General features: G+C 62.1%; 26 protein-coding genes. 16 read left to right on the top strand and 10 right to left on the bottom strand.

Annotated elements, in window-relative coordinates; genetic code table 11:
• Positions 1–3 precede the first annotated feature (3 nt).
• From N436_RS18455 to trpE, 8 genes are all read left to right on the top strand, one after another.
• Complete coding sequence (locus tag N436_RS18455; protein WP_173401663.1) at positions 4–636, top strand: response regulator transcription factor; 633 nt, start codon at positions 4–6, stop codon at positions 634–636.
• A gap of 304 nt (positions 637–940) precedes the next feature.
• The gene (locus N436_RS18450) at positions 941–2065 is read left to right on the top strand and encodes an ABC transporter ATP-binding protein (RefSeq protein WP_016715779.1); all 1125 of its coding nucleotides are present in this window, start codon (positions 941–943) and stop codon (positions 2063–2065) included.
• 40 nt (positions 2066–2105) lie between these two features.
• Positions 2106–3140 carry an ABC transporter substrate-binding protein gene (locus tag N436_RS18445; protein WP_105947276.1) on the top strand — a complete coding sequence of 345 codons (1035 nt, stop codon included), beginning with the start codon at positions 2106–2108 and terminating at the stop codon, positions 3138–3140.
• Between the two features lie 60 nt (positions 3141–3200).
• The gene (locus N436_RS18440) at positions 3201–4448 is read left to right on the top strand and encodes an ABC transporter permease (RefSeq protein WP_110741679.1); all 1248 of its coding nucleotides are present in this window, start codon (positions 3201–3203) and stop codon (positions 4446–4448) included.
• A gap of 11 nt (positions 4449–4459) precedes the next feature.
• Positions 4460–5287, top strand: a complete 828-nt coding sequence (locus N436_RS18435) for an ABC transporter permease (RefSeq protein WP_016715782.1) — start codon at positions 4460–4462, stop codon at positions 5285–5287.
• Between the two features lie 228 nt (positions 5288–5515).
• Complete coding sequence (rpe, locus tag N436_RS18430; RefSeq protein WP_016484625.1) at positions 5516–6190, top strand: ribulose-phosphate 3-epimerase; 675 nt, start codon at positions 5516–5518, stop codon at positions 6188–6190.
• Entirely contained in the window at positions 6187–7005 is an 819-nt protein-coding gene (locus N436_RS18425) for a phosphoglycolate phosphatase (protein WP_110741678.1), read from the top strand. The genes rpe and N436_RS18425 overlap by 4 nt, the downstream gene beginning before the upstream one ends.
• A 69-nt stretch (positions 7006–7074) precedes the next feature.
• The gene (trpE, locus tag N436_RS18420) at positions 7075–8556 is read left to right on the top strand and encodes an anthranilate synthase component I (protein WP_110741677.1); all 1482 of its coding nucleotides are present in this window, start codon (positions 7075–7077) and stop codon (positions 8554–8556) included.
• A 141-nt stretch (positions 8557–8697) separates the two neighbouring features.
• Here the strand turns inward: trpE and estP are convergent, their stop codons facing one another.
• Entirely contained in the window at positions 8698–10578 is a 1881-nt protein-coding gene (gene estP, locus N436_RS18415) for an esterase EstP (RefSeq protein ID WP_110741676.1), read from the bottom strand.
• 369 nt (positions 10579–10947) lie between these two features.
• On the opposite strand from estP, the gene N436_RS18410 reads away from it, so the two are divergent.
• The 4 genes from N436_RS18410 (at position 10948) to N436_RS18395 (ending at position 14240) form a co-directional block, all read left to right on the top strand.
• Positions 10948–11541, top strand: a complete 594-nt coding sequence (locus tag N436_RS18410; protein WP_016715787.1) for an aminodeoxychorismate/anthranilate synthase component II — start codon at positions 10948–10950, stop codon at positions 11539–11541.
• A 9-nt stretch (positions 11542–11550) separates the two neighbouring features.
• On the top strand, positions 11551–12600 hold the full coding sequence (trpD, locus tag N436_RS18405) for an anthranilate phosphoribosyltransferase (protein WP_110741675.1): 1050 nt from the start codon (positions 11551–11553) through the stop codon (positions 12598–12600).
• The gene (gene trpC, locus N436_RS18400) at positions 12597–13430 is read left to right on the top strand and encodes an indole-3-glycerol phosphate synthase TrpC (protein WP_110741674.1); all 834 of its coding nucleotides are present in this window, start codon (positions 12597–12599) and stop codon (positions 13428–13430) included. Before trpD ends, trpC begins: the two co-directional genes overlap by 4 nt.
• Before the next feature lie 105 nt (positions 13431–13535).
• On the top strand, positions 13536–14240 hold the full coding sequence (locus N436_RS18395) for a lipoate--protein ligase family protein (RefSeq protein ID WP_105947270.1): 705 nt from the start codon (positions 13536–13538) through the stop codon (positions 14238–14240).
• Here the strand turns inward: N436_RS18395 and crp are convergent.
• Positions 14237–14881: a cAMP-activated global transcriptional regulator CRP gene (crp, locus tag N436_RS18390; protein ID WP_012270218.1), complete on the bottom strand. Its 645-nt coding sequence runs from the start codon at positions 14879–14881 to the stop codon at positions 14237–14239. The two genes, N436_RS18395 and crp, sit on opposite strands and share 4 nt — an antisense overlap.
• 191 nt (positions 14882–15072) lie before the next feature.
• On the opposite strand from crp, the gene N436_RS18385 reads away from it, so the two are divergent.
• Positions 15073–15495, top strand: coding sequence for an OsmC family protein (locus N436_RS18385; RefSeq protein ID WP_016715792.1), 423 nt, complete (start codon positions 15073–15075; stop codon positions 15493–15495).
• Between the two features lie 167 nt (positions 15496–15662).
• Here the strand turns inward: N436_RS18385 and N436_RS18380 are convergent, their stop codons facing one another.
• The 6 genes from N436_RS18380 to hemJ form a co-directional block, all read right to left on the bottom strand.
• On the bottom strand, positions 15663–16703 hold the full coding sequence (locus N436_RS18380; RefSeq protein ID WP_110741673.1) for a DUF2157 domain-containing protein: 1041 nt from the start codon (positions 16701–16703) through the stop codon (positions 15663–15665).
• Positions 16704–16713: 10 nt separating this feature from the next.
• Entirely contained in the window at positions 16714–17361 is a 648-nt protein-coding gene (coq7, locus tag N436_RS18375) for a 2-polyprenyl-3-methyl-6-methoxy-1,4-benzoquinone monooxygenase (protein WP_110741672.1), read from the bottom strand.
• Between the two features lie 65 nt (positions 17362–17426).
• Positions 17427–17765 (bottom strand): histidine triad nucleotide-binding protein, encoded by a 339-nt coding sequence (locus N436_RS18370; RefSeq protein WP_003255518.1) that lies wholly within the window; start codon positions 17763–17765, stop codon positions 17427–17429.
• A gap of 63 nt (positions 17766–17828) precedes the next feature.
• The gene (locus N436_RS18365) at positions 17829–18611 is read right to left on the bottom strand and encodes an SDR family oxidoreductase (RefSeq protein ID WP_110741671.1); all 783 of its coding nucleotides are present in this window, start codon (positions 18609–18611) and stop codon (positions 17829–17831) included.
• Between the two features lie 67 nt (positions 18612–18678).
• Positions 18679–19635: a nitronate monooxygenase family protein gene (locus N436_RS18360; RefSeq protein WP_110741670.1), complete on the bottom strand. Its 957-nt coding sequence runs from the start codon at positions 19633–19635 to the stop codon at positions 18679–18681.
• Positions 19636–19663: 28 nt separating this feature from the next.
• Positions 19664–20089 carry a protoporphyrinogen oxidase HemJ gene (gene hemJ, locus N436_RS18355; RefSeq protein ID WP_016715797.1) on the bottom strand — a complete coding sequence of 142 codons (426 nt, stop codon included), beginning with the start codon at positions 20087–20089 and terminating at the stop codon, positions 19664–19666.
• Between the two features lie 142 nt (positions 20090–20231).
• On the opposite strand from hemJ, the gene argC reads away from it, so the two are divergent.
• On the top strand, positions 20232–21266 hold the full coding sequence (gene argC, locus N436_RS18350) for an N-acetyl-gamma-glutamyl-phosphate reductase (protein ID WP_110741669.1): 1035 nt from the start codon (positions 20232–20234) through the stop codon (positions 21264–21266).
• Positions 21267–21412: 146 nt separating this feature from the next.
• Positions 21413–21763, top strand: coding sequence for an iron-sulfur cluster insertion protein ErpA (erpA, locus tag N436_RS18345; protein ID WP_003255511.1), 351 nt, complete (start codon positions 21413–21415; stop codon positions 21761–21763).
• Between the two features lie 59 nt (positions 21764–21822).
• Here the strand turns inward: erpA and N436_RS18340 are convergent, their stop codons facing one another.
• Both N436_RS18340 and N436_RS18335 read right to left on the bottom strand, forming a co-directional pair.
• Positions 21823–22914, bottom strand: a complete 1092-nt coding sequence (locus N436_RS18340) for an anhydro-N-acetylmuramic acid kinase (RefSeq protein WP_110741668.1) — start codon at positions 22912–22914, stop codon at positions 21823–21825.
• Positions 22915–22917: 3 nt separating this feature from the next.
• Positions 22918–24339 (bottom strand): peptidoglycan DD-metalloendopeptidase family protein, encoded by a 1422-nt coding sequence (locus N436_RS18335; protein WP_105947264.1) that lies wholly within the window; start codon positions 24337–24339, stop codon positions 22918–22920.
• A gap of 213 nt (positions 24340–24552) precedes the next feature.
• Between N436_RS18335 and tyrS the strand changes: the two genes are divergently transcribed.
• Entirely contained in the window at positions 24553–25752 is a 1200-nt protein-coding gene (gene tyrS, locus N436_RS18325; protein ID WP_060501611.1) for a tyrosine--tRNA ligase, read from the top strand.
• The last annotated feature ends 301 nt before the right edge of the window (positions 25753–26053 follow it).

Genomic DNA, 26053 nt, shown 5'->3' with positions numbered 1-26053 from the left:
GCGATCGTGATTCGAGTGCTGGTGGCCGAAGACCACACCATTGTCCGTGAAGGGATCAAGCAACTGATTGGCCTGGCCAAGGACATGCAGGTGGCGGGGGAGGCCGGTAACGGCGAGCAGCTGCTCGAAACCTTGCGCCACACCCCCTGTGAAGTGGTTTTGCTGGATATCTCCATGCCGGGTGTGAATGGCCTGGAGGCGATCCCGCGGATACGTGCGTTGCACGATGCCCCGGCGATCCTGATGTTGTCGATGCACGACGAGGCACAAATGGCGGCGCGGGCGCTGAAGGCCGGAGCGGCAGGTTATGCCACCAAGGACAGTGACCCGGCGCTGTTGCTGACTGCGATTCGTCGGGTGGCGGGTGGCGGCCGTTACATCGACCCGTCGCTGGCTGACCGCATGGTGTTCGAAGTGGGCCTGACCGAGTCGCGGCCGTTGCACACGCTGCTGTCGGAGCGCGAGTTTTCGGTGTTCGAGCGCCTGGCCCAGGGCGCCAACGTCAACGACATCGCCCAGCAGCTGGCGCTGTCGAGCAAGACCATCAGCACCCACAAGGCGCGCCTGATGCAGAAGCTGAAAGTGAACTCGTTGGCGGAGCTGGTGAAGTACGCCATGGAGCACAAGCTGGTCTGATTGCGACTATCAGAGGCGACGCCATCTTTGTGGGAGCGGCCTTGTGTCGCGAGAGGGCCGCAAAGCGGCCCCCTTGTTTCTGCGGCATCGCATGAATTGTGGGGCTGCTTTGCAGCCCTTTCGCGACACAAGGCCGCTCCCACAAAGACCGCATCAGTGTTCTGAATACGCCACCTGTGTAGGGCAATCCCTACAACAAATCTTCCATCCGGATGATGGCATTCTCTCAGTACCCCCGATTTTCGGGCGCTTGCGCCTCTTCTACTCTTTTGCCTACGCAGTCATCCAACAAGAAGGTGCAGGCATGAGCGAGGCGAAGTCGAACGCTGCAACCAGCGAAACGCTGGTCAGCTTCCGTGGTGTGCAGAAGAGCTACGACGGCGAGTCGCTGATCGTCAAAGACCTCAACCTGGAGATTCGCAAGGGCGAGTTCCTGACCCTGCTCGGCCCGTCCGGCTCGGGCAAGACCACCAGCCTGATGATGCTGGCCGGCTTCGAAACGCCCACCGCGGGTGAAATCCAGCTGGCCGGGCGCTCGATCAACAACGTGCCGCCGCACAAGCGCGACATCGGCATGGTGTTCCAGAACTACGCGCTGTTCCCGCATATGACCGTGGCCGAAAACCTGGCCTTCCCGCTGACCGTGCGCAACCTCAGCAAGACCGACATCAGCGAGCGGGTCAAACGCGTGCTGAACATGGTCCAGCTCGATGCCTTCGCCAAGCGCTACCCAGGCCAGTTGTCGGGCGGCCAGCAGCAGCGCGTGGCCTTGGCCCGGGCGCTGGTGTTCGAGCCGCAGCTGGTGCTGATGGACGAGCCGCTCGGGGCGCTGGACAAGCAACTGCGTGAACACATGCAGATGGAGATCAAGCACATTCACCAGCGCCTTGGCGTGACCGTGGTGTACGTGACCCACGACCAGGGCGAAGCGCTGACCATGTCCGACCGCGTGGCGGTGTTCCACCAGGGCGAGATCCAGCAGATCGCCGACCCGCGCACGCTGTACGAAGAGCCCTGCAACACCTTCGTCGCCAACTTCATCGGCGAGAACAACCGCATCAACGGCACCCTGCTGGCCAGTGATGGCAAGCGCTGCCAGGTGCAGCTGCCGCGCGGTGAGCGGGTAGAGGCGCTGGCGGTGAATGTCGGCCAGGCCGGCGAGCCGGTCACCTTGTCGATCCGCCCCGAACGCGTACGCCTGAACGGCCACAGCGAAAGCTGCGTGAACCGCTTCTCTGGCCGGGTGGCTGAATTCATTTACCTGGGCGACCACGTGCGGGTGCGCCTGGAAGTTTGCGGCAAGGGCGACTTCTTCGTGAAACAGCCCATTGCCGAGCTCGACCCGGCGTTGGCCGTGGGCGATGTAGTACCGCTGGGCTGGGAGGTGGAGCACGCCCGCGCGCTCGATCCGATTGCCGAAGCCCATTGATGGATTGCTTCACCAACCCTGTACTGTGGAGAGAATAAGAATGCGCAAGCAGTTGAAACTGACCGCCCTGGCCTTGGGGCTGTTCGCCGCTGGCCAGGTCATGGCCGCAGACCTCACCGTGATCTCGTTCGGGGGCGCCAACAAGGCGGCCCAGGTAAAAGCGTTCTACGAGCCATGGGAGAAGGCGGGTAATGGCAAGATCGTCGCCGGTGAGTACAACGGCGAAATGGCGAAGGTCAAGGCGATGGTCGACACCAAGAGTGTGTCGTGGAACCTGGTAGAGGTTGAGTCGCCAGAGCTGGCGCGTGGTTGCGATGAGGGCATGTTCGAAGAGCTCGACCCAGCCCTGTTTGGCAATGAGGGTGACTACGTGCCGGGTGCCATCCAGCCGTGCGGCGTGGGCTTCTTCGTCTGGTCCACGGTCATGGCCTACAACGCCGACAAGCTGAAAACCGCACCTACCAGCTGGGCTGATTTCTGGGACACCAAGAAATTCCCGGGCAAGCGCGGCCTGCGCAAAGGTGCCAAGTACACCATGGAATTCGCACTGATGGCCGATGGCGTTGCGCCCAAGGACGTCTACAAAGTGCTGGCCACCAAGGAAGGCCAGGACCGCGCCTTCAAGAAGCTCGATGAGCTCAAGCCCAGCATCCAGTGGTGGGAAGCGGGTGCACAGCCACCGCAGTTCCTGGCTTCGGGTGACGTGGTCATGAGTTCTGCGTACAACGGCCGTATTGCCGCTGTGCAGAAAGAGAGCAACCTCAAGGTGGTGTGGAACGGCGGCATCTACGACTTCGATGCCTGGGCCATTCCGAAAGGTGCCAAGGATGCCGACGAAGCGAAGAAATTCATCGCTTTCAGCGTGCAGCCCGAGCAGCAGAAGACCTACTCCGAGAACATCGCCTACGGCCCGGCCAACTCCAAGGCTGTGAGCCTGCTGTCGGACGAAGTGAAGAAGGACATGCCGACCACGCCTGAAAACATCGCCAACCAGGTGCAGATCGACGTGGCCTTCTGGGCCGACAACAGCGAGCAGCTGGAGCAACGCTTCAACGCCTGGGCGGCGAAGAAGTAAACGTCCAGTGTGCGGGGCTGCACCGCAGCCCCCATTTCAGCCTGTATTGCGGAGTTCGCCATGGCCATTGCAGTGCCCCTCAACGAAGGCGTAGGTCCAAGTCTCAAGCAGCGCCTCAAGCACGCCGAGCGGGTCAACCGCTGGAAGGCGCAGGCGTTGATCGCGCCGCTGGCGCTGTTTCTTCTACTGGTGTTCCTGGTGCCGATCGCGGCGCTGCTGTACAAGAGCGTCGGCAACCCGGAAGTGGTGGGCGGCCTGCCGCGCACGGTCGAAGTCATCAGCCAGTGGGATGGCAAGAGCCTGCCCGGCGAGGACGTGTACAAGGCGCTGAGCCAGGACCTGGCCGAGTCGCGCAAGAACCAGACCCTTGGCGACCTTTCCAAGCGCTTGAACATGGAACTGGCCGGCTACCGCAGCTTGTTGACCAAGACCGCCCGGGCACTGCCATTCAAGGCTGAGCCTGCCTCTTATAAAGACGCCCTGCAGGCCGTCGACGAGCGTTGGGGTGATCCAGCCTACTGGCAGGCGATACGGCGCAATACCAGTTCGGTGACATCGTTCTACCTGCTGGCCTCTGTCGACCACCGCATCGATGACCTTGGCGAACTGGCCAAGGCCACCCCGGACCAGGCCATTTACCTGGACATTTTTGCCCGTACCCTGTGGATGGGTGTGGTGATCACCGCCATCTGTCTGGTGCTGGCCTACCCGCTGGCCTATTTGCTGGCCAACCTGCCGACCCGGCAGAGCAACCTGCTGATGATCCTGGTGCTGCTGCCGTTCTGGACTTCGATCCTGGTGCGGGTGGCGGCGTGGATCGTGCTGCTGCAGTCGGGCGGCCTGATCAACAGCGCGCTGATGGCCATGGGCATCATCGATCAACCGCTGGAACTGGTGTTCAACCGTACCGGCGTTTACATCTCGATGGTGCACATCCTGCTGCCGTTCATGATCCTGCCGCTGTACAGCGTGATGAAGGGCATTTCGCCCAGCTATATGCGTGCGGCAATTTCGCTGGGCTGCCACCCGTTCGCCAGCTTCTGGCGGGTTTACTTCCCGCAGACTTACGCCGGTGTAGGTGCGGGTTGCCTGCTGGTGTTCATCCTGGCCATTGGCTACTACATCACCCCGGCACTGCTGGGCAGCCCGAACGACCAGATGGTCAGCTACTTCGTTGCCTTCTACACCAACACCAGCATCAACTGGGGCATGGCCACCGCGCTGGGCGGGCTGTTGCTGCTGGCGACCGTGCTGTTGTACCTGATCTATAGCTGGCTGGTCGGCGCCAGCCGCCTGCGCCTGAGCTGAGGAGCCTTGTCATGCTGAGCCCATACATGTCGCCCGTGGAGCGGGTCTGGTTCTACAGCCTGCGCATTCTTTGCGGTTTGATCCTGCTGTTCCTGATCCTGCCGGTATTGGTGATCGTGCCGCTGTCGTTCAACAGTGGCAGCTTCCTGGTGTACCCGCTGCAGGGCTTCTCGTTGCAGTGGTACCAGGACTTCTTCGGCTCGGCCGAATGGATGCGGGCGCTGAAGAACAGCATCATCGTCGCCCCGGCGGCCACCGTGCTGGCCATGGTATTCGGCACCCTGGCGGCTATCGGCCTGACCCGTGGCGATTTCCCCGGCAAGTCGCTGGTGATGGCGTTGGTGATTTCGCCGATGGTGGTGCCGGTCGTGATCATCGGTGTAGCCAGTTACCTGTTCTTTGCACCGCTGGGGATGGGCAACAGCTTCACCTCGCTGATTCTGGTGCATGCGGTGCTGGGTGTACCGTTCGTCATCATTACCGTGTCGGCCACCTTGCAGGGCTTCAACTACAACCTGGTGCGTGCGGCAGCCAGCCTGGGCGCATCGCCACTGCTGACCTTCCGCCGGGTGACCCTGCCGCTGATTGCGCCTGGGGTTATCTCTGGTGCGTTGTTCGCCTTTGCCACATCGTTTGACGAGGTGGTGGTGACCCTGTTCCTGGCAGGGCCCGAGCAGGCGACACTGCCGCGGCAGATGTTCAGTGGTATTCGCGAAAACCTGAGCCCGACCATTGCAGCGGCAGCGACCTTGCTGATTGCCTTCTCGGTGATATTGCTTCTGACCCTGGAGTGGTTGCGTGGGCGTAGCGAGAAGCTGAGAACCCAACAGCCTGCCTGATTTTCTGGTGTCTGCACTGGCCTCATCGCCGGCAAGCCAGCTCCCATAGAGAGCTCACAGGACTCTGCATCTCTGAAGGCCTGTGGAGAACACTGTGGGAGCTGGCTTGCCGGCGATGAGGCCGGTACAGGTTGGAACAGCTGGTCGACACGGATTGATACCAATCAGCCTCTACCCGTTTGCCTGAGTTACAATGCGCGCCACCGTGATTCTGCCAACAGGTGCGCCATGCAGCCCTACGCTATTGCCCCCTCCATTCTTTCCGCCGATTTCGCCCGCCTGGGTGAGGACGTCGACAAGGTTTTGGCTGCGGGTGCCGACATCGTTCACTTCGATGTCATGGACAACCACTACGTTCCCAATCTGACCATCGGCCCGATGGTGTGCACTGCCCTGCGCAAGTACGGCGTCACCGCGCCGATCGACGTGCACCTGATGGTCAGCCCGGTTGACCGCATCATCGGCGACTTCATCGAGGCCGGCGCCACCTACATCACCTTCCACCCGGAAGCCACCCAGCATATCGACCGCTCGCTGCAGTTGATCAAGGACGGTGGCTGCAAGGCCGGCCTGGTGTTCAACCCGGCCACCAGCCTGGACGCCCTGAAGTACGTGATGGACAAGATCGACATGGTGCTGCTGATGAGCGTCAACCCAGGCTTCGGCGGGCAGAAGTTCATCCCCGGCACCCTCGACAAGCTGCGCGAAGCGCGTGCGCTGATCGACGCCAGTGGCCGTGATATCCGCCTGGAAATCGACGGCGGCGTCAACGTCAACAACATCCGCGAGATCGCTGCCGCTGGCGCCGACACCTTCGTGGCCGGCTCGGCGATCTTCAACGCCCCGGACTACCAGGAAGTCATCGCCAAGATGCGCGCCGAACTGGCTCAGGCCCGCCCATGAGTGGCTTCGAGCAGCTGTTCCCGGGGACGCTGCCCAGGCTGGTGATGTTCGATCTGGACGGTACCCTGATCGATTCCGTGCCAGACCTGGCCGCCGCCGTGGACCGCATGCTGCTCGAACTGGGGCGCCCGCCTGCCGGCCTTGAGGCGGTACGCCATTGGGTTGGCAATGGCGCCCAGGTGCTGGTGCGCCGAGCACTGGCGGGCGGTATTGAGCATGAGGCTGTGGATGATGTGCTGGCCGAGCAGGGCCTGGCACTGTTCATGGAAGCCTATGCCGAAAGCCATGAGCTCACCGTGGTTTATCCCGGTGTGAAAGACACCTTGCGCTGGCTGCAGAAGCAGGGCGTGGAAATGGCGCTGATCACCAACAAGCCGGAGCGCTTCGTCGCCCCTTTGTTGGACCAGATGAAGATCGGCCGCTATTTCCGCTGGATCATCGGCGGCGACACCCTGCCGCAGAAAAAACCAGACCCGGCGGCGCTGTTGTTCGTCATGCAGATGGCCGGTGTTACCCCGCAACAATCGTTGTTTGTGGGCGATTCGCGCAGTGACGTGCTGGCGGCCAAGGCGGCTGGCGTGCAATGCGTGGGGCTGACCTACGGCTACAACCATGGCCGGCCGATCCACGATGAAACCCCCAGCCTTGTGATCGATGACCTGCGCGCCTTGCTGCCCGGTTGCGAAGACCCGGCCACTGGGATAACGTTGGCGGACCTTCAAGCCTCACAAGACAGAGAGTCCACCGTGGCGGTTACTGGCAAGTTCTGGATGAAAGTCATCAAGGCCCTGGCCCGTTGGCGTTGGCGCGCCTGACTTCTGCCTGCCGGCGTGCGCCGGCCCATCCGTTTGCCTGACTTATTGCTGCTTGCCACGAGGCTACTCATGAACCGCGAAGAATTCCTGCGCCTGGCCGCTGCCGGCTACAACCGCATCCCCCTGGCCTGCGAAACCCTGGCCGACTTCGACACGCCGCTGTCGATCTACCTGAAACTGGCCGACCAACCCAACTCGTACCTGCTCGAATCGGTTCAGGGCGGCGAGAAGTGGGGCCGTTACTCGATGATCGGCCTGCCGTCGCGCACCGTGATGCGCGTTCACGGCTACCACGTCAGCATCCTGCAGGATGGCGTCGAGGTGGAAAGCCACGATGTCGAAGACCCGCTGGCGTTCGTCGAAAGCTTCAAGGACCGTTACAAGGTCGCCGACATCCCTGGCCTGCCGCGCTTCAACGGTGGCCTGGTCGGCTACTTCGGTTACGACTGCGTGCGTTACGTGGAAAAGCGCCTGGGCGCCAGCCCCAACCCGGACCCGCTGGGTGTGCCGGATATCCTGCTGATGGTGTCCGATGCCGTCGTGGTGTTCGACAACCTTGCAGGCAAGATGCACGCGATCGTGCTGGTCGACCCGGCTGAAGCGCACGCCTTCGAACAGGGCCAGGCACGGCTGCAAGGCCTGCTGGAAACCCTGCGTCAGCCGATCAGCCCGCGCCGTGGCCTGGACTTGAGTGGCCCGCAGGCCGCCGAGCCGGAGTTCCGCTCCAGCTACACGCGCGAGGACTACGAGAACGCCGTTGGCCGTATCAAGGAATACATCCTGGCCGGTGACTGCATGCAAGTGGTGCCGTCGCAGCGCATGTCCATCGACTTCAAGGCTGCGCCTATCGACCTGTACCGCGCGCTGCGCTGCTTCAACCCGACGCCCTACATGTACTTCTTCAACTTCGGTGACTTCCATGTGGTTGGCAGTTCGCCCGAGGTGCTGGTGCGTGTCGAGGACAACCTGGTTACCGTGCGCCCGATTGCCGGTACTCGCCCGCGTGGTGCGACTGAAGAGGCCGACCGTGCGCTGGAAGACGACCTGCTGTCGGATGACAAGGAGATCGCCGAGCACCTGATGCTGATCGACCTGGGCCGTAACGACGTGGGTCGTGTGTCCTCGACCGGCAGCGTGCGGCTGACCGAGAAGATGGTGATCGAGCGTTATTCCAACGTGATGCACATTGTCTCCAACGTCACCGGCCAGCTGCGTGAAGGGCTGACGGCGATGGATGCGCTGCGGGCGATTTTGCCGGCTGGCACCTTGTCGGGCGCACCGAAGATTCGTGCGATGGAGATCATCGACGAACTGGAGCCGGTCAAGCGTGGGGTTTACGGTGGTGCCGTGGGGTACTTTGCCTGGAATGGCAACATGGACACCGCGATTGCCATCCGTACTGCGGTGATCAAGGACGGCGAACTGCATGTGCAGGCCGGTGGCGGCATCGTTGCCGACTCGGTACCGGCGCTGGAATGGGAAGAAACCATCAACAAGCGCCGCGCGATGTTCCGTGCGGTCGCCCTGGCTGAGCAGACTTCAGCCAAGTAACTCACTGGCCTTTTGGGGCTGCTTTGCAGCCCATCGCGACACAAGGCCGCTCCCACAGGTGTTGCGCAGACTTCAAGCCTTGCGCTGTACCTGTGGGAGCGGCCTTGTGTCGCGAAAGGGCCGCAAAGCGGCCCCAGTAATCTAGAAGTCGATGCTAACCCCCAGGCTCACCCCCTGCTGGGTCAATTCATCACTCTTGCGCCAGTTGTAGTTCCCGCGCAAGTGCACCCCTGCCACCACTTCATGGCTCACCCCCAGGCTCGCCCGGGTCAGGTCGCTGTGCGGCGTATACCCGGTCAGGGTGAAGTCATTCGCCGGTAAGCTGGTGAGGTGCATGGTCACATCCTGCCGGTCATCCTCAAACTCATGTTCCTGCGCCACTTCTGCGAACAGCCGGGTACTCGGCAGCACCTGCACACTGCCCTGCAACCCCAGGCCCAGGCGGCGTGACGTGCGCTCCTGGTCATCGAAGCCCAGCGCCGTCGAGCGCCCACTCTTCTCGTCGTAGCCATCCACCTTCACGCGCGCATAGTCGGCACTGATGAAGGGTGCCAGCTGCCAGTTGCTGCTGTCGGCCGCCAGGTTGTAGCCCAGCCGCCCGGACATCGCCCAGGCCTCGCCATCAGTGTCGCCTTTTTCGCTGCGGTCATTCACGCCAAGGGCGAAAGTGCGCTTGAGGTCGCTGTAGTCCAGGTGACCGACGGTCAACGCGGCATCCGCCCACCAGCGGTCCTGGCGGTATTGGGCAAAGGCGCTGGCCAGATAACTGTTCAGCGTGTAGTCCGAGTCATGTTCGCCGGCTTCCAGCTTCTGCCGGTATACGCCACCGGCCAGGCCCAGGCGCCAGGCGTCGTTCAGGCGGTAGCTGCCGCCCACAGTCAGGTTGTAGCCGCGGCCATCGCCACTGGCCGCGCTGCTCTGGCCGTCGAAATCCAGGACCTGGGCGCCGCTGGCGACAAAGGCTTGCCACTGGCCAACGGCCTGCCAGGGTGTCTGCCACTGGCTGCGCAGTTCGTCCTGGTGGGCACGCAGGCTTGCGTGGGCCATTTCCGGAAGCAGGGTCAGTTCCCATGGTGCGGAGAGGATCGAGTAGGCGTAATCGGCGATCAGTTGCTGGCCAGCGATGGTCGGGTGCACCAAGTCGTTGAACAGCAGCTTGGTCGGGTCTGGTGTTGTGCCGTTGATGCCGTACACCGGGTTTTCCACGCAGCCTTCGCCGCTGTAGCAGGTACCCACCAGGTTCTGGCCGGTGGCCAGGCCGAACTGGCTGGGGCTGGCCAGTGCCTCGCTCAGCAGCATGGGCACGTTCAGCGGGATGATCTCGGCGTCAATTTGCCCCAGTTGGCTGAGCAGCGACTGGTTGAAGACACCAGACAGTAATGACAGGGGGTTCTGCTGCGGCGTGCCGCTGAAATTCGGTGTTTGGCCGAGGTCCGGGAGCAGCCAGACCATGATGTAGCGGGCGCCACCTTGTTGCAGGGCCTGGGCGCTGGCGGCCAGGCGGGCACCGGCGGCTGCGGCATCGGTGGGGCTGTTGACCAGGCCCTGCAGGAAGTCATTACCACCGCCAGTCAGGTAGTACAGTGCGTTGGGGTCGGCGCGCAGGCCGTTGGCCAGATAGCCTGGCTTTTCCCGGAGCACCTGCCCGGCACCGGGGCGTCCTGGCGGGATGACGGTCTCGGAAGTGCTGGTGATCGAATCCAGGATCTGTTGGGTGGTGTAGCCACCGACTGCCCAGTTATTGCCGTCGGGCAGCCCCAATGCCGGGTTGAGAGGGGAGGTGGACGGGCCAAGCTCGGTCGGGTTCACACCCAGCCGTCCGCCCAGGATCATCGGCGACACTGGCGCATAGTTGCCATTGGCATCGAGGTTGGTGAAGCGCACGCCGCCAAACTGCCCGGCATCGCTGAGGCTGTCGCCAAACACGATCATGCTGGAGTAGGGCGAGGGTGCGGCGAATGCCTGGCTGCAGGCTAATGCCAATGAGGCGAGGGTAAAGCGCAATAACGGGGCTTTTCGCATCAGGGAACATCCTTTTCTTTGTTTTTATGAGGGACTGCCCGATCGACCTTAGCAAATCGCCGTGCATCCCTCCCAAGTCCATTCGTTTCCCCGTGTTTACAGGCATATTGCGCCCGCCGCCCCGGTAAGCTACTGTGCCGGGACGTATGAGCGAGACCTATCCTGTGTTGATCGTCAGCAAACTCTTGATGCGCGTAATCAAGGCCCACGCCCGTTGGCGTTGGCGCGCCTGACTTTATCTCTTGCCGGCCCGTCCGGCCCGCCTCCGTTTGCCTTCTTCATTTTCTGCCCTTTGTGGCGAAGCTGTGCCTGTCGCGGCAGCAAGAAGGTTCGAATTCTGAAGTCAGTACGTTCAAGAGGTTTAACACCATGTTACTGATGATCGACAATTACGACTCATTCACTTACAACGTCGTTCAGTACCTGGGCGAGTTGGGTGCCGAGGTGAAGGTCATTCGCAACGACGAAATGACCATCGCCCAGATCGAAGCCCTTAACCCCGAACGCATCGTCGTATCCCCAGGCCCGTGCACGCCGAGCGAGGCTGGTGTGTCTATCGAAGCCATCCTGCATTTTGCCGGCAAGCTGCCGATCCTGGGCGTGTGCCTGGGCCATCAGTCCATCGGCCAGGCCTTTGGGGGCGACGTGGTGCGTGCCCGCCAGGTGATGCACGGCAAGACCAGCCCGGTGCACCACCGCGACCTGGGTGTGTTCACCGGGCTCAACAACCCGTTGACCGTTACCCGATACCACTCGCTGGTGGTCAAGCGCGAAACCTTGCCCGACTGCCTGGAAGTCACGGCCTGGACTGCGCATGAAGACGGCTCGGTCGATGAAATCATGGGCCTGCGCCACAAGACGCTGAATATCGAAGGGGTGCAGTTCCACCCAGAGTCGATCCTGACCGAACAGGGCCACGAGCTGTTCGCCAACTTCCTCAAGCAGACCGGCGGCCGCCGCTAAGGATCGAACATGGATATCAAGAGCGCGTTAAGCCGTATCGTCGGCCAGCTGGACCTTACTACCGAAGAAATGCGCGATGTGATGCGCCAGATCATGACTGGCCAGTGCACTGAAGCGCAGATCGGTGCCTTCCTGATGGGCATGCGCATGAAAAGCGAAAGCATCGACGAAATTGTCGGTGCGGTTTCGGTCATGCGTGAACTGGCCGACAAGGTCGAGCTGAAAAGCCTCGATGGCGTGGTCGACATCGTCGGCACCGGCGGTGATGGCGCCAATATCTTCAACGTGTCCACCGCTTCATCGTTCGTCCTGGCGGCGGCAGGCTGCACCGTGGCCAAGCACGGTAACCGCGCGGTGTCGGGCAAGAGCGGCAGCGCCGACTTGCTGGAAGCCGCCGGTATCTACCTGAACCTGACGCCCACCCAGGTGGCCCGCTGCATTGACAGCTTGGGCATCGGCTTCATGTTCGCGCAAAGCCATCATTCGGCCATGAAGCATGCTGCCGGCCCGCGTCGCGACCTGGGGCTGCGTACCCTGTTCAACATGCTCGGCCCGCTTACGAATCCGGCCGGAGTGAAGCACCAGGTGGTCGGCGTGTTCGCCCAGACCCTGTGCCGCCCGTTGGCCGAGGTACTGCAACGCCTGGGCAGCAAGCATGTGCTGGTGGTGCATTCGAAGGACGGTATGGATGAGTTCAGCCTGGCAGCGCCTACTTTTGTTGCCGAGTTGAAGAACGGCGAAATTACTGAATACTGGGTCGAGCCGGAAGACCTTGGCATGAAGAGCCAGAGCCTGCATGGCCTGGCTGTCGAGAACCCGCAGGCATCGCTGGAGCTGATCCGCGATGCGCTGGGCCGCCGCAAGACCGAAAACGGCCAGAAGGCCGCTGAAATGATCGTGCTCAACGCGGGGGCTGCGCTCTATGCCGCCGATCACGCGATGACCCTGGCCCAGGGCGTGGAACTGGCCCACGATGTACTGCACACCGGCCTGGCCTGGGAAAAGCTGCAGGAGCTGGGTGCCTTTACTGCAGTATTCAAGGTGGAGAACGAAGCATGAGTGTGCCGACGGTGCTGGAAAGGATCATTGTCCGCAAGTTCCAGGAAGTGGCCGAGCGCAGCGCGCGCGTCAGCCTTGCCGAGCTGGAACGCCTGGCCAAAGCTGCCGATGCCCCGCGTGGCTTCGCCAATGCGCTGATCGAGCAGGCCAAGCGCAAGCAGCCAGCCGTGATTGCCGAAATCAAGAAGGCTTCGCCGAGCAAGGGCGTGATCCGCGAGCACTTCGTGCCGGCGGAAATCGCGGTTAGCTACGAGAAAGGTGGCGCAACCTGCCTGTCGGTGCTGACCGATGTCGATTATTTCCAGGGTGCCGATGAATACCTGCAGCAGGCCCGCGCTGCGGTATCGCTGCCGGTTATCCGTAAAGACTTCATGGTCGACCCCTACCAGATCGTCGAAGCCCGCGCCTTGGGTGCGGACTGTGTGCTGTTGATCGTGTCGGCACTGGATGACGTGAAGATGGCCGAGCTGGCGGCTACGGCCAAGGATGTCGGCCTCGACGTGCTGGTGGAAGTGCACGACGGCGATGAGCTGGAGCGCGCACTGAAAACCCTGGATACGCCGCTGGTGGGGGTGAACAACCGCAACCTGCATACCTTCGAGGTCAGCCTGGAAACCACCCTCGATCTGCTGCCGCGTATTCCGCGTGACCGCCTGGCAATTACCGAGAGCGGCATTCTCAACCGGGCCGATGTGGAGCTGATGGCGATCAACGAGGTTTACTCGTTCCTGGTGGGCGAAGCGTTCATGCGCGCCGAGCAGCCTGGGTTGGAGTTGCAGCGGTTGTTCTTCCCGGAGCAGGTGAAGAAGACTGTTCAGCCACTGGACTGAATAAATGAAGCCGGCGTTTTTGCCGGCTTTTTTGTATGCCTGTCATGGCCTCTCGCGCCGGACCGCCGCGAAGAGGCCATCCATAACAACATCAAAGGTGGATCAATGACCGATCAACCCCTGGCCCTGACCGTCGAACAAGGCCTGCACGCCGAACAGGAACTGCTGGCCGCCGTGTGCCGCGGCGAACGCGACAGTGGCGTGCTGTTCTGGCGCCCCACCGACCATGCCCTGGTCATGCCCCGGCGCATGAGCCGTCTGGACAACTTCGAGGCCGCCTGCTCGGAGCTGGCGATTGCCGGCTGGCCGGTGCTGCTGCGTGAGACGGGGGGTGAGCCGGTACCGCAGTCGCATTCGACCGTGAACGTTGCACTGGTCTATGTCGCCCCGCGCAGCGAAGGTGACCATGGCCGCATCGAGAACGCCTACGAACGTTTGTGCCTGCCGCTGTGCGATGTGCTGCGCGAGTGGGGTGGGGTAGCGTCGGTCGGGGAAATCGACGGGGCGTTCTGCGATGGCCGTTACAACGTCAACCTCAATGGCCGTAAGCTGGTGGGCACTGCCCAGCGCTGGCGCCAAGGGCTGGGCGGCAAGCGCCCGGTGGTGCTGGTGCACGGTGCGTTGCTGCTGGACAACGAACGGGAGTCGATGGTGGCGGCGGTCAACCGCTTCAATGAGTGCTGCGAGCTGGAGCAACGCTGCCGCGCCGACGCGCACATCGCCTTGCATGAAGTGGCACCCGAGGCGCCCTGGTTCGAGCGCCTGTCACAGGCCTACGCCAAGGTGCTGGCAGACCTGCCCAAAGACTAGCGGGTACCGTAGACCACCATGGTCTTGCCCTTGACCTGCACCAGGCTGCGCTCTTCTAGGTCCTTGAGGACGCGGCCGACCATTTCCCGCGAGCAACCGACGATACGACCGATTTCCTGACGGGTAATCTTGATCTGCATGCCGTCGGGGTGGGTCATGGCATCAGGCTGCTTGCACAGCTCTAGCAAACAGCGGGCAACCCGCCCGGTCACGTCGAAAAAGGCCAGGTCGCCGACTTTGCGCGTGGTGTTGCGCAGGCGCTGGGCCATCTGGCTGCCCAGGGCGTAGAGGATTTCCGGGTCCTGGCGCGCCAGTTCGCGAAACTTCTCGTAACTGATCTCGGCCACTTCGCACTCGGTCTTGGCCCGTACCCAGGCACTGCGCTGCTGTTCACCTTCAACGGGTTCGAACAGGCCCAGCTCGCCAAAGAAGTCGCCATTGTTGAGGTAGGCAATGATCATTTCATGCCCGTCGTCGTCTTCGATGAGGATGGTCACCGAACCCTTGATGATGAACGACAGTGTCTCGGCCCGGTCGCCGGCGCAGATGATGTTGCTTTTGGCGGTATAGCGGCGGCGCTGGCAGTGCACCAGCAGCTTGTCGATATTCTTGATTTTGGCGGGTAGGGCGGAGGCAACCATCACGAAATCCTGTTCGATACGACGCATAGGCTTTTTATAGAGGTTGGCTGGCGGCAAGTGCCAGTCATTTGGCGCCAGCTTATCAGACACTACAGGATGTTTCGGTACTAAACCGACACCTCTCGTACTTTTCCCACAGCCGCACAAGGTCTAAGCTGACACCCTTTTCCGAAAATCAGGAGTCCGGGTAGATGAAGGCACGTATCCAGTGGGCCGGTGAGGCCATGTTCCTCGGCGAATCGGGGAGTGGCCATGTCGTCGTGATGGACGGCCCGCCCGAGGCCGGCGGCCGCAACCTGGGTGTGCGCCCGATGGAAATGCTGCTATTGGGCCTGGGTGGCTGCAGCAGCTTTGACGTGGTGAGCATCCTGAAGAAATCGCGCCAGGCGGTGGAAAGCTGCGAGGCCTTTCTGGAAGCCGAGCGTGCCAGCGAAGACCCGAAGGTGTTTACCAAGATTCACATGAATTTCGTGGTGAAAGGCCGTGCGTTGAAAGAAGCTCAGGTCAAGCGGGCGGTGGAGCTGTCGGCGGAGAAGTACTGCTCGGCTTCGATCATGCTGGAGCGTGCCGGGGTTGAGATTACCCATGGGTATGAAATCGTAGAGCTGGGTTAAAGCTGAGATCTTGGGGCCGCTTTGCGGCCCATCGCAGCGGTTCGTCGCCACGACAAGCCAGCTCCCACAGGTACAGCGCCAAATTCAGGTCCGGCGCAGTACCTGTGGGAGCTGGCTTGTCGTGGCGACGAACCGCTGCGATGGGCTGCAAAGCAGCCCCGGTAATATCAGCGCCGAAGCGCCGGCAGTGCAGCTTGCACCCACCCTGGCAACCATCCTCGCATCACTTGGCTCAACCGCTCCCGCCGCTTCTGATAAACCAGCCCCAACCCGATAACTCCCAACCCGATCAGGGTCAACACCACCGGGAACAGCAGCGATTCGGCAAACACCTCGTACGATAAATACCCAAGGTAAGCCGCCACCCCCAGCGCCCCGAACACCATGAACACTGGCCGGCGCAACAGCACCGCCATCCCCATCAGCAAAATGTTGATCAGGCAGTACATGGCCTTGCCCAACTCACTGCCGCTGTCCAGCAGCGTCAACCCGCCCCAAAATGCCGCCAGCCCGGCCAGGTACCCCCAGCGGGCGTAGTCCTCTCGCGTGCGACCGTCTATCACCAGAAATACCACCAGTAAACCCAGCCCGAACCACAACGAAACCTCGCGACGTTGCTCCCAGCTGAACGGTGAGCCGAAGAACCATTCGCTCAAATCCATGGACATGAACCACAAGGCCACGGCCATTGGCATGACGATGAACGGGTAGGGGATCAGCCGCAGCATCAGCAGCCCGGCAACTACCGTCGTTGCTTCCATCGCCAGCCAGCCGCCCTGTACGTAGGTGTAGTACTGGTGATAGTTGGCTTGCGCGTCGTCCAGTGGCCACCAACCGGTCAGGCGTTCGATGGCGAACACTGCCAGCGGGACGATGCTGACGGCTACCGCCGCCAACACCCCGGCAGCGACAGGCTGGGCGCGCCGTTGCAGGTTGAGGGCAAACACTGTGAGCAACAGGATGTACAGGCTGGCGATGACCAGCAGGGCGATGTCACCGATGCGCATCCAGGCTTCGGTGAGCAACCAGCCCATCGCTGCCATGATCAGCATGGCGCCGAAGTAGAAAGCGACATGGGCCAGCTGGAAGCTGCCACGTTGGGCAGGTTGCTGGCGCAGGAAAGCCAGCAGGGCCTGGTCCTGTCCCGGCTGGAGAATGCCGGCTTGCACGGCGCGCGCCAGGTCCTTGGCGTCGAATCGATCCGTCATGGTGATGCCTTCAGATACGGTAGGTGCTCTTGGTCATGACCTTGGCCAACAGGCTCATGCCAAAGCGAACCGGGGCAGGGAAGCGATAACCGCCAGCTTCCAGTGCGGACTCGGCGTGCTGTTCCTCATCGATGCGCATCTGTTCGAGGATGGCCCGGGACTTTTCGTCTTCCTGCGGGATCTGCTCCAGGTGCTCGTCGAGGTGCTTGCACACCTGGTGCTCGGTGGCGGCGACGAAACCCAGGCTTACCTTGTCGCTGACCAGCCCGGCGAGCGCGCCGATGCCGAACGACATGCCGTAGAACAGGGGGTTGAGCACGCTCGGGTGGCTGTTCAACTGGCGAATGCGTTGCTCGCACCAGGCCAGGTGGTCCACTTCTTCCTCGGCGGCATGCTCCATGGCCTTGCGCACTTCGGGCAGCTTGGCGGTCAGGGCCTGGCCCTGGTACAGCGCCTGGGCGCACACTTCACCGGTGTGGTTGATGCGCATCAGCCCGGCGATGTGGCGGGTCTGCTGCTCGTCGAGGTCGACGTCTGGCTGGACGATGGCCGGCGATGGCCGGGCGGGTTGGCCGCTGAAGGGCAGCAAGGTGCGCATGGCGGTATCGGCCTGCAGCAACAAGCGGTCGAGCGGCGAGTAGTGACGTTCGGTAGCCATCGGGCACCTCCGCAAGAATGTGCCCGACAGTTTACCGCAATAGCGGCGGGGTCGCTTGCCGTGGATCAGCCCGGTGGCCAGTTCATCTGGCGCTGGCCAAGCACATGCATATGGATGTGGTAGACAGTCTGGCCGCCTTTCGGGTTGCAGTTCATGACCACGCGGAAGCCTTCCTCGCAGCCTTGCTCGACAGCCAGGCGCTGGGCGGTGAACAGGATGTGGCCAGCCAGGGCCTTGTCTTCTTCGGTCAGGTCATTGAGCGTGCGGATGTGCTTTTTCGGGATGACCAGAAAATGTACCGGTGCCGCGGGTGCAATGTCCTTGAAGGCCAGGATCTGGTCGTCTTCGTAGATGATATCCGCCGGGATTTCCCGGTTGATGATTTTGAGGAAAAGATCGTCCACAGCACTTGCTCCATGGTGAGGGTCGGGCCGAGTGTACTCAGCCGGGCGCCGCTCGCCCAGTGCCTATTCCATGCCGACCGGGCAATAGCGGCGGTGGATGGCCCCGGCCAGCTTGCGCAGCAGCCAGCGTGGCAGCAGGCGTGGGGCAAATGCCAGCCAGCGGTTGCGTCGGCCGGGCAGGATCAGTGCGCGGTTCTTGGCCAGCGCACGCACGGTGTACAACGCCACTTCCTCTGGGCTCAGGCAGCGTGTTTTACCATCGAGCCGCGGTATGCGCCGGCGCGAGGAGCGGACCGGGCCGGGGCACAGCACCGAAACCTTGATGCCGGTGCGTTTGAGCTCTTCGCGCAGGGCCTGGGAAAAACTCAGTACGTATGCCTTGCTGGCAGCATAGGCTGCCATCCATGGGCCAGGGGCGACCCCGGCCAGGCCTGCGACGTTGAGGATCTGCCCGCCGCCCTGTACGGCCATCAGGTTGCCGATGGCGTGACACAGGCGGCTCAGGGCCAGTACGTTGACCTCCAGCAGGTCCTGCTCGTCGGCCCACTCGTGGGCCAGGAACGGCCCGTAGGTGCGCAAGCCGGCACAGTTCACCAGCAGGTCGATACGCCGTTCGCCTTCTTCCAGCTCCAGCACGAAGCCAGACAGGCGTAGCGGCTGGCTGAGGTCGCAGGCGCGAAACAATACCTCGACACCAAAGCGTTGGGTCAGTTCGATGGCCACCGGCTCCAGCGTTTCACGCTGGCGTGCCACCAGGATCAGGTTGCGCCCGCGCCGTGCCAGAGCTTCCGCCAGGGCCAGGCCCAGGCCGCTGGAAGCACCAGTAATCATGGCGTAACGGGTCATGCAAGGCTCCTGGGGGCGGAAGAGGGCGCCTAGTGTACAGCTTGGCCGGGCAAGGTGTTGCCTTTTGCTACAAGGTGCGGGCTTGCAGGGCCTGGCAGCGCTTCAGGGCTTCCCGGTACTCATTGTGGAGCCGCTCGATCAATGCACTGGCGTTGGGCAGATCGTGTATTTCGCCAACGCCCTGGCCTGCCGACCATACGGTCTTCCAGGCTTTGGCTTCGTCGTCGATCGGCTTGAGCTTACCGGGCTCGTGGCCGCCCTTCAGGGCGTTCATGTCATAGCCGGCCTGTTCCAGGCTCGGGCGTAGGAAATTGGCGGGGATGCCGGACACTGCTGGGGTGTGGATGATATCGGCAGCATGGGCATCGAGCAGCATCTGCTTGTAGGCATCCTGGGCCTGGCTTTCTGTGGTGGCAATGAAGCGTGTGCCCATGTACGCCAGGTCTGCTCCCAGCAATTGCGCGGCCAGGATCTCGTGGCCGTGGTTGAGGCAACCGGCCAGCAGCAGGGTTTTATCGAAGAACTGGCGTATCTCTGCGGCCAGGGCGAAGGGGCTCCAGGTCCCCGCGTGGCCTCCCGCGCCAGCGGCGACCGCAATCAGCCCGTCGACACCTGCTTCAGCGGCCTTCTCGGCATGCCGGCGGGTGGTGACATCGTGGAACACCAGCCCACCGTAACTGTGCACGGCATCGACCACTTCCTTCACTGCGCCCAGGCTGGTGATCACGATCGGCACGCGGTGTTCCACGCACAACGCCAGGTCAGCCTGCAGGCGCGGGTTGGTCGGGTGCACGATCAGATTGACTGCGTAGGGCGCGGGCGCCTGCATTTGCGCAAGACCTGCCTCGATCTCCTCCAGCCAGGCCTTGAAGCCGGCACTGTCACGCTGGTTCAGGGCCGGGAAACTGCCCACCACGCCGCTGGCACAGCAGGCCAGCACCAGTTGGGGGTTGGAGATCAGGAACATCGGTGCGGCAACCACGGGCAGGCGCAGGCGTTGTTCGAGCGAGGCGGGTAGCGACATGGCAAGGCTCCTTGAGCGGGTGGCTATGTCAGAACGGTTTGACCACCACCAGAATTACGATACCCAGCAGGAACAGCACGGGCACTTCGTTGAACCAGCGATAGTAGACGTGGCTGCGGGTATTGTTGCCGCTGGCGAAGCGTTTGCGCTGGGCGCCACACATGTGATGGTAGCCGGTCAGCAGGATGACCAGGGTCAGCTTGGCATGCAGCCAGCCCTGGCTCAGCCAGCCGGGGGTGAGGTACAACATCCACGCGCCGAACACGTAGGTGGCGATCATTGCCGGGTTCATGATGCCGCGGTACAGCTTGCGCTCCATGGTCACGAAGCGGTCCTGGCTGATGCTGTCCTGGCTTTGGGCGTGGTAGACGAACAGCCTGGGCAGGTAGAAAAGGCCGGCGAACCAGCAGACCACGCTGACGATATGCAGCGCTTTGATCCATAGGTAGAGCATGGAGGGAGTTCCTTCAGGTATTCACGGTCGTCAGATAGTAGTGGTCAAGCGCCCGAAGGGTCACCCGAAGAGTTGTTACAGGCGCCTTGCGCCCCTATTATCGTGCGCTTTCCAGACGGCTCGTTGATAAGGGGCAAGCGTTATGATCAAGGTCGGTATCGTCGGCGGCACGGGTTACACCGGCGTCGAACTGTTGCGTCTGCTGGCACAGCATCCACAGGCCGAAGTGGCGGTCATCACTTCGCGCTCCGAGGCGGGCGTGGCGGTGGCGGACATGTACCCGAACCTGCGCGGCCACTATGACGGGCTGGCGTTCAGCGTGCCGGACAGCAAGGCCCTGGCTGCCTGCGATGTGGTGTTCTTCGCCACCCCGCACGGTGTTGCCCATGCACTGGCCGGTGAGCTGCTGGCAGCCGGCACCAAGGTGATCGACCTGTCGGCCGACTTCCGCCTGCAGGATGCCACCGAGTGGGGCAAGTGGTACGGTCAGCCGCACGGTGCTCCAGAGCTGCTCAAGGACGCGGTGTACGGCCTGCCTGAAGTCAACCGCGAGAAGATCCGCCAGGCGCGCCTGATTGCAGTGCCGGGTTGCTACCCGACCGCCACCCAGCTGGGCTTCCTGCCGCTGCTGGAAGCGGGCCTGGCCGACCCGTCGCGCCTGATCGCCGACTGCAAGTCGGGTGTCAGCGGCGCTGGCCGTGGTGCGGCAGTGGGTTCGCTGTTCTGCGAAGCCGGCGAAAGCATGAAGGCCTACGCGGTCAAGGGCCATCGCCACCTGCCGGAAATCAGCCAGGGCCTGCGCCTGGCCGCTGGCAAGGACATCGGCCTGACCTTCGTGCCGCACCTGACGCCGATGATCCGTGGTATCCACGCCACCCTGTACGCAAATGTCGTCGATACCTCGGTCGACCTGCAGGCGCTGTTCGAGAAGCGCTACGCCGATGAGCCGTTCGTCGACGTGATGCCAGCGGGCAGCCACCCGGAAACCCGTAGCGTGCGCGGCGCCAACGTCTGCCGCATTGCGGTTCACCGCCCGCAGGGTGGTGACCTGGTGGTGGTGCTGTCGGTGATCGACAACCTGGTCAAGGGCGCGTCGGGCCAGGCGGTGCAGAACCTGAACATCCTGTTCGGCCTGGACGAGCGCATAGGCTTGTCCCACGCTGGCCTGCTGCCGTAAGCATCCTTGCTTTGAAAAGGCCCGCGTCGTGCGGGCCTTTTTGTATGTCGCGACTAAAGCAGCACAATTCTTGACCAATTTTCTCGGAGAAGCGGATAATGCGCGTCATCGAGTTTTAAGACGGCTACCGCGCCGGGAGAATCAACATGAGCGTCGAAACCTTCACCCCTACCGGTCTGGAATTCACCCATGGGGCAGCCCAGAAAGTGAAGAACCTGGTCAATGAGGAAGGCAATGAACGTCTGAAGTTGCGGGTGTTCGTGACCGGTGGCGGTTGCTCGGGCTTCCAGTACGGCTTCACTTTCGATGAGGATGTGGCCGAAGACGACACCATCGTCGAGCGTGAAGGCGTGTCGCTGGTGGTCGACCCAATGAGCTTCCAGTACCTGGCCGGCGCCGAAGTGGACTACCAGGAAGGCCTGGAAGGCTCGCGTTTTGTGATAAAGAACCCGAATGCCGCCACTACCTGCGGTTGTGGGTCCTCGTTCTCGATCTGAGGCCTGGCCATATGAAAACGCCGCGCAATTGCGCGGCGTTTTGCTTTCTGGCGTAGCGGTTAGGCCGGGTAGATTGCGCCCAGTACGCGCAGGCCCTTGGCGGCAGTGACGCTGGGGCGGTTGGCGGGGATGCCTTCCAGACAGCAATGGGCCAGCCAGGCGAAAGCCATGGCCTCGACCCAGTCTGGGTCAACGCCGTGGGCGCCAGTGCTGGTGACGCGCGCTTCAGGCAGCAACTGGCTGAGGCGGGCCATGAGTGCACCGTTGCGTGCGCCGCCACCACATACCAGCAGTGCTTCGGTGCCTTGTTGGGCATTGACCAGTGAGTCGATGATGCTGCGTGCGGTCAGCTCAAGCAGTGTCGCCTGTACATCCTCATCGCGGTAGGCAGGCAGGCGGGCCAGGTGGCCATCCAGCCAAGGTAGGTTGAATACCTCGCGGCCCGTGCTCTTCGGGCCGCTACCGGCGAAGAACGGGTCGGCCAGCAATGCGTTGAGCAAGCCGGCCTGCACCACTCCAGACGCTGCCCAGGCACCATCGGCATCATAGGCCTGGCCGTGCTTGCGCTCGATCCAGGCATCCAGCAACACGTTACCTGGGCCGCAGTCGAAACCGTGGACCGGCTTGTCTTGCTCGATCAGGCTGAGGTTGCTGAAACCGCCCACGTTCAAGACTGCCAGACGCTTGCCGAGATGGCCGAAAAGGGTTTCGTGGAAGGCCGGCACCAGCGGCGCACCTTGACCACCGGCAGCCACATCGCGCCGGCGAAAGTCGCCGACCACGCTGATGCCGGTAAGCTCGGCGAGCAGTGCCGGGTTACCGATCTGAACGGTAAAGCCGCGCGCAGGCTCGTGGCGAATGGTCTGGCCGTGGCTGCCGATGGCGCGGATGGCATCGGCCTGCAGGCCCTGGCGAGCCAGCAGTTGGCGGATGCCTTCGCCTGCCAGGCTGGCCCAGCGATTTTCCGCCAGCGCCGCACGAGCGATCTCGTCAGGGCCGCTGCTACATAGCGCTAGCAGTTCCTGGCGCAGGTCGACGGGCATGGGCAGGTAGTGCGTGGCGAGCAGTTCAGGCTGCTCGCCTTGTTCGATCAGGGCAATGTCCAGGCCATCGAGGCTGGTACCGGACATTACCCCCAAGTAGAGCGCCATGGCTTAGCGCTTGTTCGCTGCGAGCAAGGTGGCCTTTTCCTGATCCATGCGGGCGATCAGCGGCTGGCTCTGCTGCAGGAAGCGCTGGCGCTCGTTCCTGGCGATCGGGTCGGCCATCGGTACCTTCTGGCTCAGCGGGTCGACGTGTACGCCATTGACCTGGAACTCGTAGTGCAGGTGTGGGCCGGTGGACAGGCCTGTGGTGCCGATGTAACCAATGATCTGACCCTGCTTCACGGTGCTGCCGGTCTTGATGCCTTTGGCGAAGCCCTGCATGTGGCCGTACAGCGTCTTGTAACGGTTGCCGTGCTGGATGATCACGGTGTTGCCGTAACCGCCACGGCGCCCGGCCAGCTCGATGCGGCCGTCACCCGCTGCCTTGATTGGCGTACCGCGTGGGGCGGCGTAGTCGACGCCTTTGTGGGCGCGGATCTTGTTCAGGATCGGGTGCTTGCGGCCGGCGGAAAAGCGCGAGCTGATGCGGGCAAAGTCCACCGGGGTACGGATGAATGCCTTGCGCAGGCTGTTGCCGTCGGCGGTGTAGTAGGTAGTGTTGCCCTGCTTGTTGGTGTAGCGCACGGCAGTGTAGGTTTTGCCCCGGTTGGTGAAGCGGGCGGACAGGATATTGCCGGTGCCGACGACTTTGCCGTCCATCACCTTCTGCTCGTAGACCACGTCGAATTCATCGCCTGGGCGAATATCCTGGGCGAAGTCGATGTCGTAACCCAGCACGCGGGCCATGTCCATGGTCATGCTGTGAGACAGGCCGGCGCGCTGGGCCGAAGCCGACAGCGAGCTTTTGATCACGCCATGGGCGTAGGCGGTACGCACGACCGGCTTGCTGATTTCACGGTTGAAGGTGTAGCCCTTGGCGGTCTTGGTCAGGCGAATGGTTTCGAGGTTGCTGACCTTGCTGTGCAGGCTGGCCAACTGGCCGTCCTTGTCGAGTTCGAACTGCAGTACCTGGCCGTGCTTGAGCTGGCTGAACTGCTTGGCCTGCTTGTTGCTGGCCAGCAGGTCATGCACTGCATTGGCCGGCAGGCCAACCTTGGCAAACAGGGTGGACAGCGTGTCGCCACGGGCCACGGTGACTTCGCGGTGGCCAGGTTCCTTGGCTGCTTCGGCAACCGGCTCGGCGGCAGGGGCTTGCTGTTCGGCCTTCTGGGTCTCGGGGGTAGCGTCTTCGATCTGGGCGAAGGGCGAGCCTTGCTCACCTTGTGCCTGCACCAGAGGCGCAGCGCGGGATTCGTCTTTCAACTGCTCGGCAGGGCTTTCCAGCTCGAGGTTGAGGGTGGTTTTCTTGGCTTCCACTTCGCTGGAGGGAAATACCAGCAAAGCCAGGCTGAGCAGGGCGGCGATGCCGCTGGCGGCCAACAGATGGCTCTTCGGATAAAGCGGGGGCGCTTTAGGCGGTTCGTTGGTCATGGGCAAGGTGACTTTGAAAAAGGTGAAATGGAAAAGATGAATGACATGATGAAGATGAAATAACTGTATAAAATATAACCAAATCCATTTTCACGCAAGGGCGCGTAGACGCCGCAACCCCGTGTTCGGGTCACATTCCTTTGCGAAACTTGTAATTGACGGCCGATCTTGTATGGTTGGCTCCCCCTGAATCTGAGCCTTGCGGGTTTGTCTATGAAGTCGGTTGAAGAGCAGCTGGCGCTTATCAAGCGCGGTGCGGAAGAAGTACTGGTCGAGTCGGAACTGGTGGAGAAGCTCAAGCGCGGCCAACCTCTGCGCATCAAGGCCGGCTTCGACCCGACCGCGCCTGACCTGCACCTTGGCCACACGGTGCTGATCAACAAGCTGCGCCAGTTCCAGGAGCTGGGCCACCAGGTCATCTTCCTGATCGGTGACTTCACCGGCATGATCGGTGACCCGAGCGGCAAGAGCGCCACACGCCCGCCGCTGACCCGTGAACAGGTGCTGGACAATGCTGAGACCTATAAGCAGCAGGTGTTCAAGATTCTCGATCCGGCCAAGACCGAGGTCGCGTTCAACTCTACCTGGATGGACAAGCTGACCCCGGCCGACTTCATTCGCCTGGCGTCGCAGTACACCGTGGCGCGCATGCTGGAGCGCGACGACTTCGACAAGCGCTATACCACCAACCAGCCAATTGCCATTCACGAGTTCCTTTATCCGCTGGTGCAAGGCTATGACTCGGTGGCGCTGAAGGCGGACGTCGAGCTGGGTGGTACCGACCAGAAGTTCAACCTGTTGATGGGGCGCGAGCTGCAGCGCGCCTATGGCCAGGAAGCGCAGAACATCGTGACCATGCCGCTGCTCGAAGGGCTCGATGGCGTGAAGAAGATGTCCAAGTCGCTGGGCAACTATGTCGGCATCCAGGAAGCGCCGGGGGTGATGTACAGCAAGCTGGTATCGATCCCGGATACTTTGATGTGGCGCTATTTCGAGCTGCTGAGCTTCCGTTCGATGGAAGAGATCGAGCAGTTCCGTGTCGATGTTGCCAACGGAGCCAACCCGCGTGACATCAAAATCAAGCTGGCTGAAGAGATTGTGGCGCGCTTCCATGGTGAAGAGGCTGCGGCCAATGCTCACCGCGCTGCGGGTAACCGCATGAAGGAAGGTGAGCTGCCGGAAGATCTGCCGGAGATCGAAGTGGCTGCGGCCGAAGACTTGCCAATTGCTGCCGTGCTGAACCGGGCTGGCCTGGTGAAGAACTCGGCGCAGGCGCGGGACCTGCTGAGTGGCGGTGCGGTGAAGGTTGATGGTGCAGTGGTCGACAAGGACTTCATCTTTGTTCTTGGTGCCACTCACGTGTGCCAGGCGGGCAAGAAGTCGTTTGGCCGGGTTACCCTCAAGGCTGAGTGATCGTCTGATGGTGTAGCTATATAGAGGCGGGGAGGCCGACAGGCCTCCCCGCTTTGTTTTTCAGCGATATTAAAGTTTCTTGAAATTAAGGGTTGACGCGCTTTCGAATCCCCTTATAATGCGCCCCACTTCCAGCGACATCGGAACGAAAAACTCCTTGAGATTCAACGAGTTAACTAGTTAAGGTGAAGTTGAAAGGGCTACGATCGAATGATCGCAAGCGGTTGAAATGGTGGTTGACAGCGGTTTTAAACGCTGTATGATTCGCCTCCCGCTACGAGAGATCGCAGCGAGCCAAGTG

It is taken from the genome of Pseudomonas sp. RV120224-01b (assembly GCF_003208145.1).
Taxonomy (GTDB): Bacteria; Pseudomonadota; Gammaproteobacteria; order Pseudomonadales; family Pseudomonadaceae; genus Aquipseudomonas; species Aquipseudomonas monteilii.
Note: the sequence above shows the minus strand (reverse complement) of the source record. Positions and strands in the feature narration are given on the sequence as shown.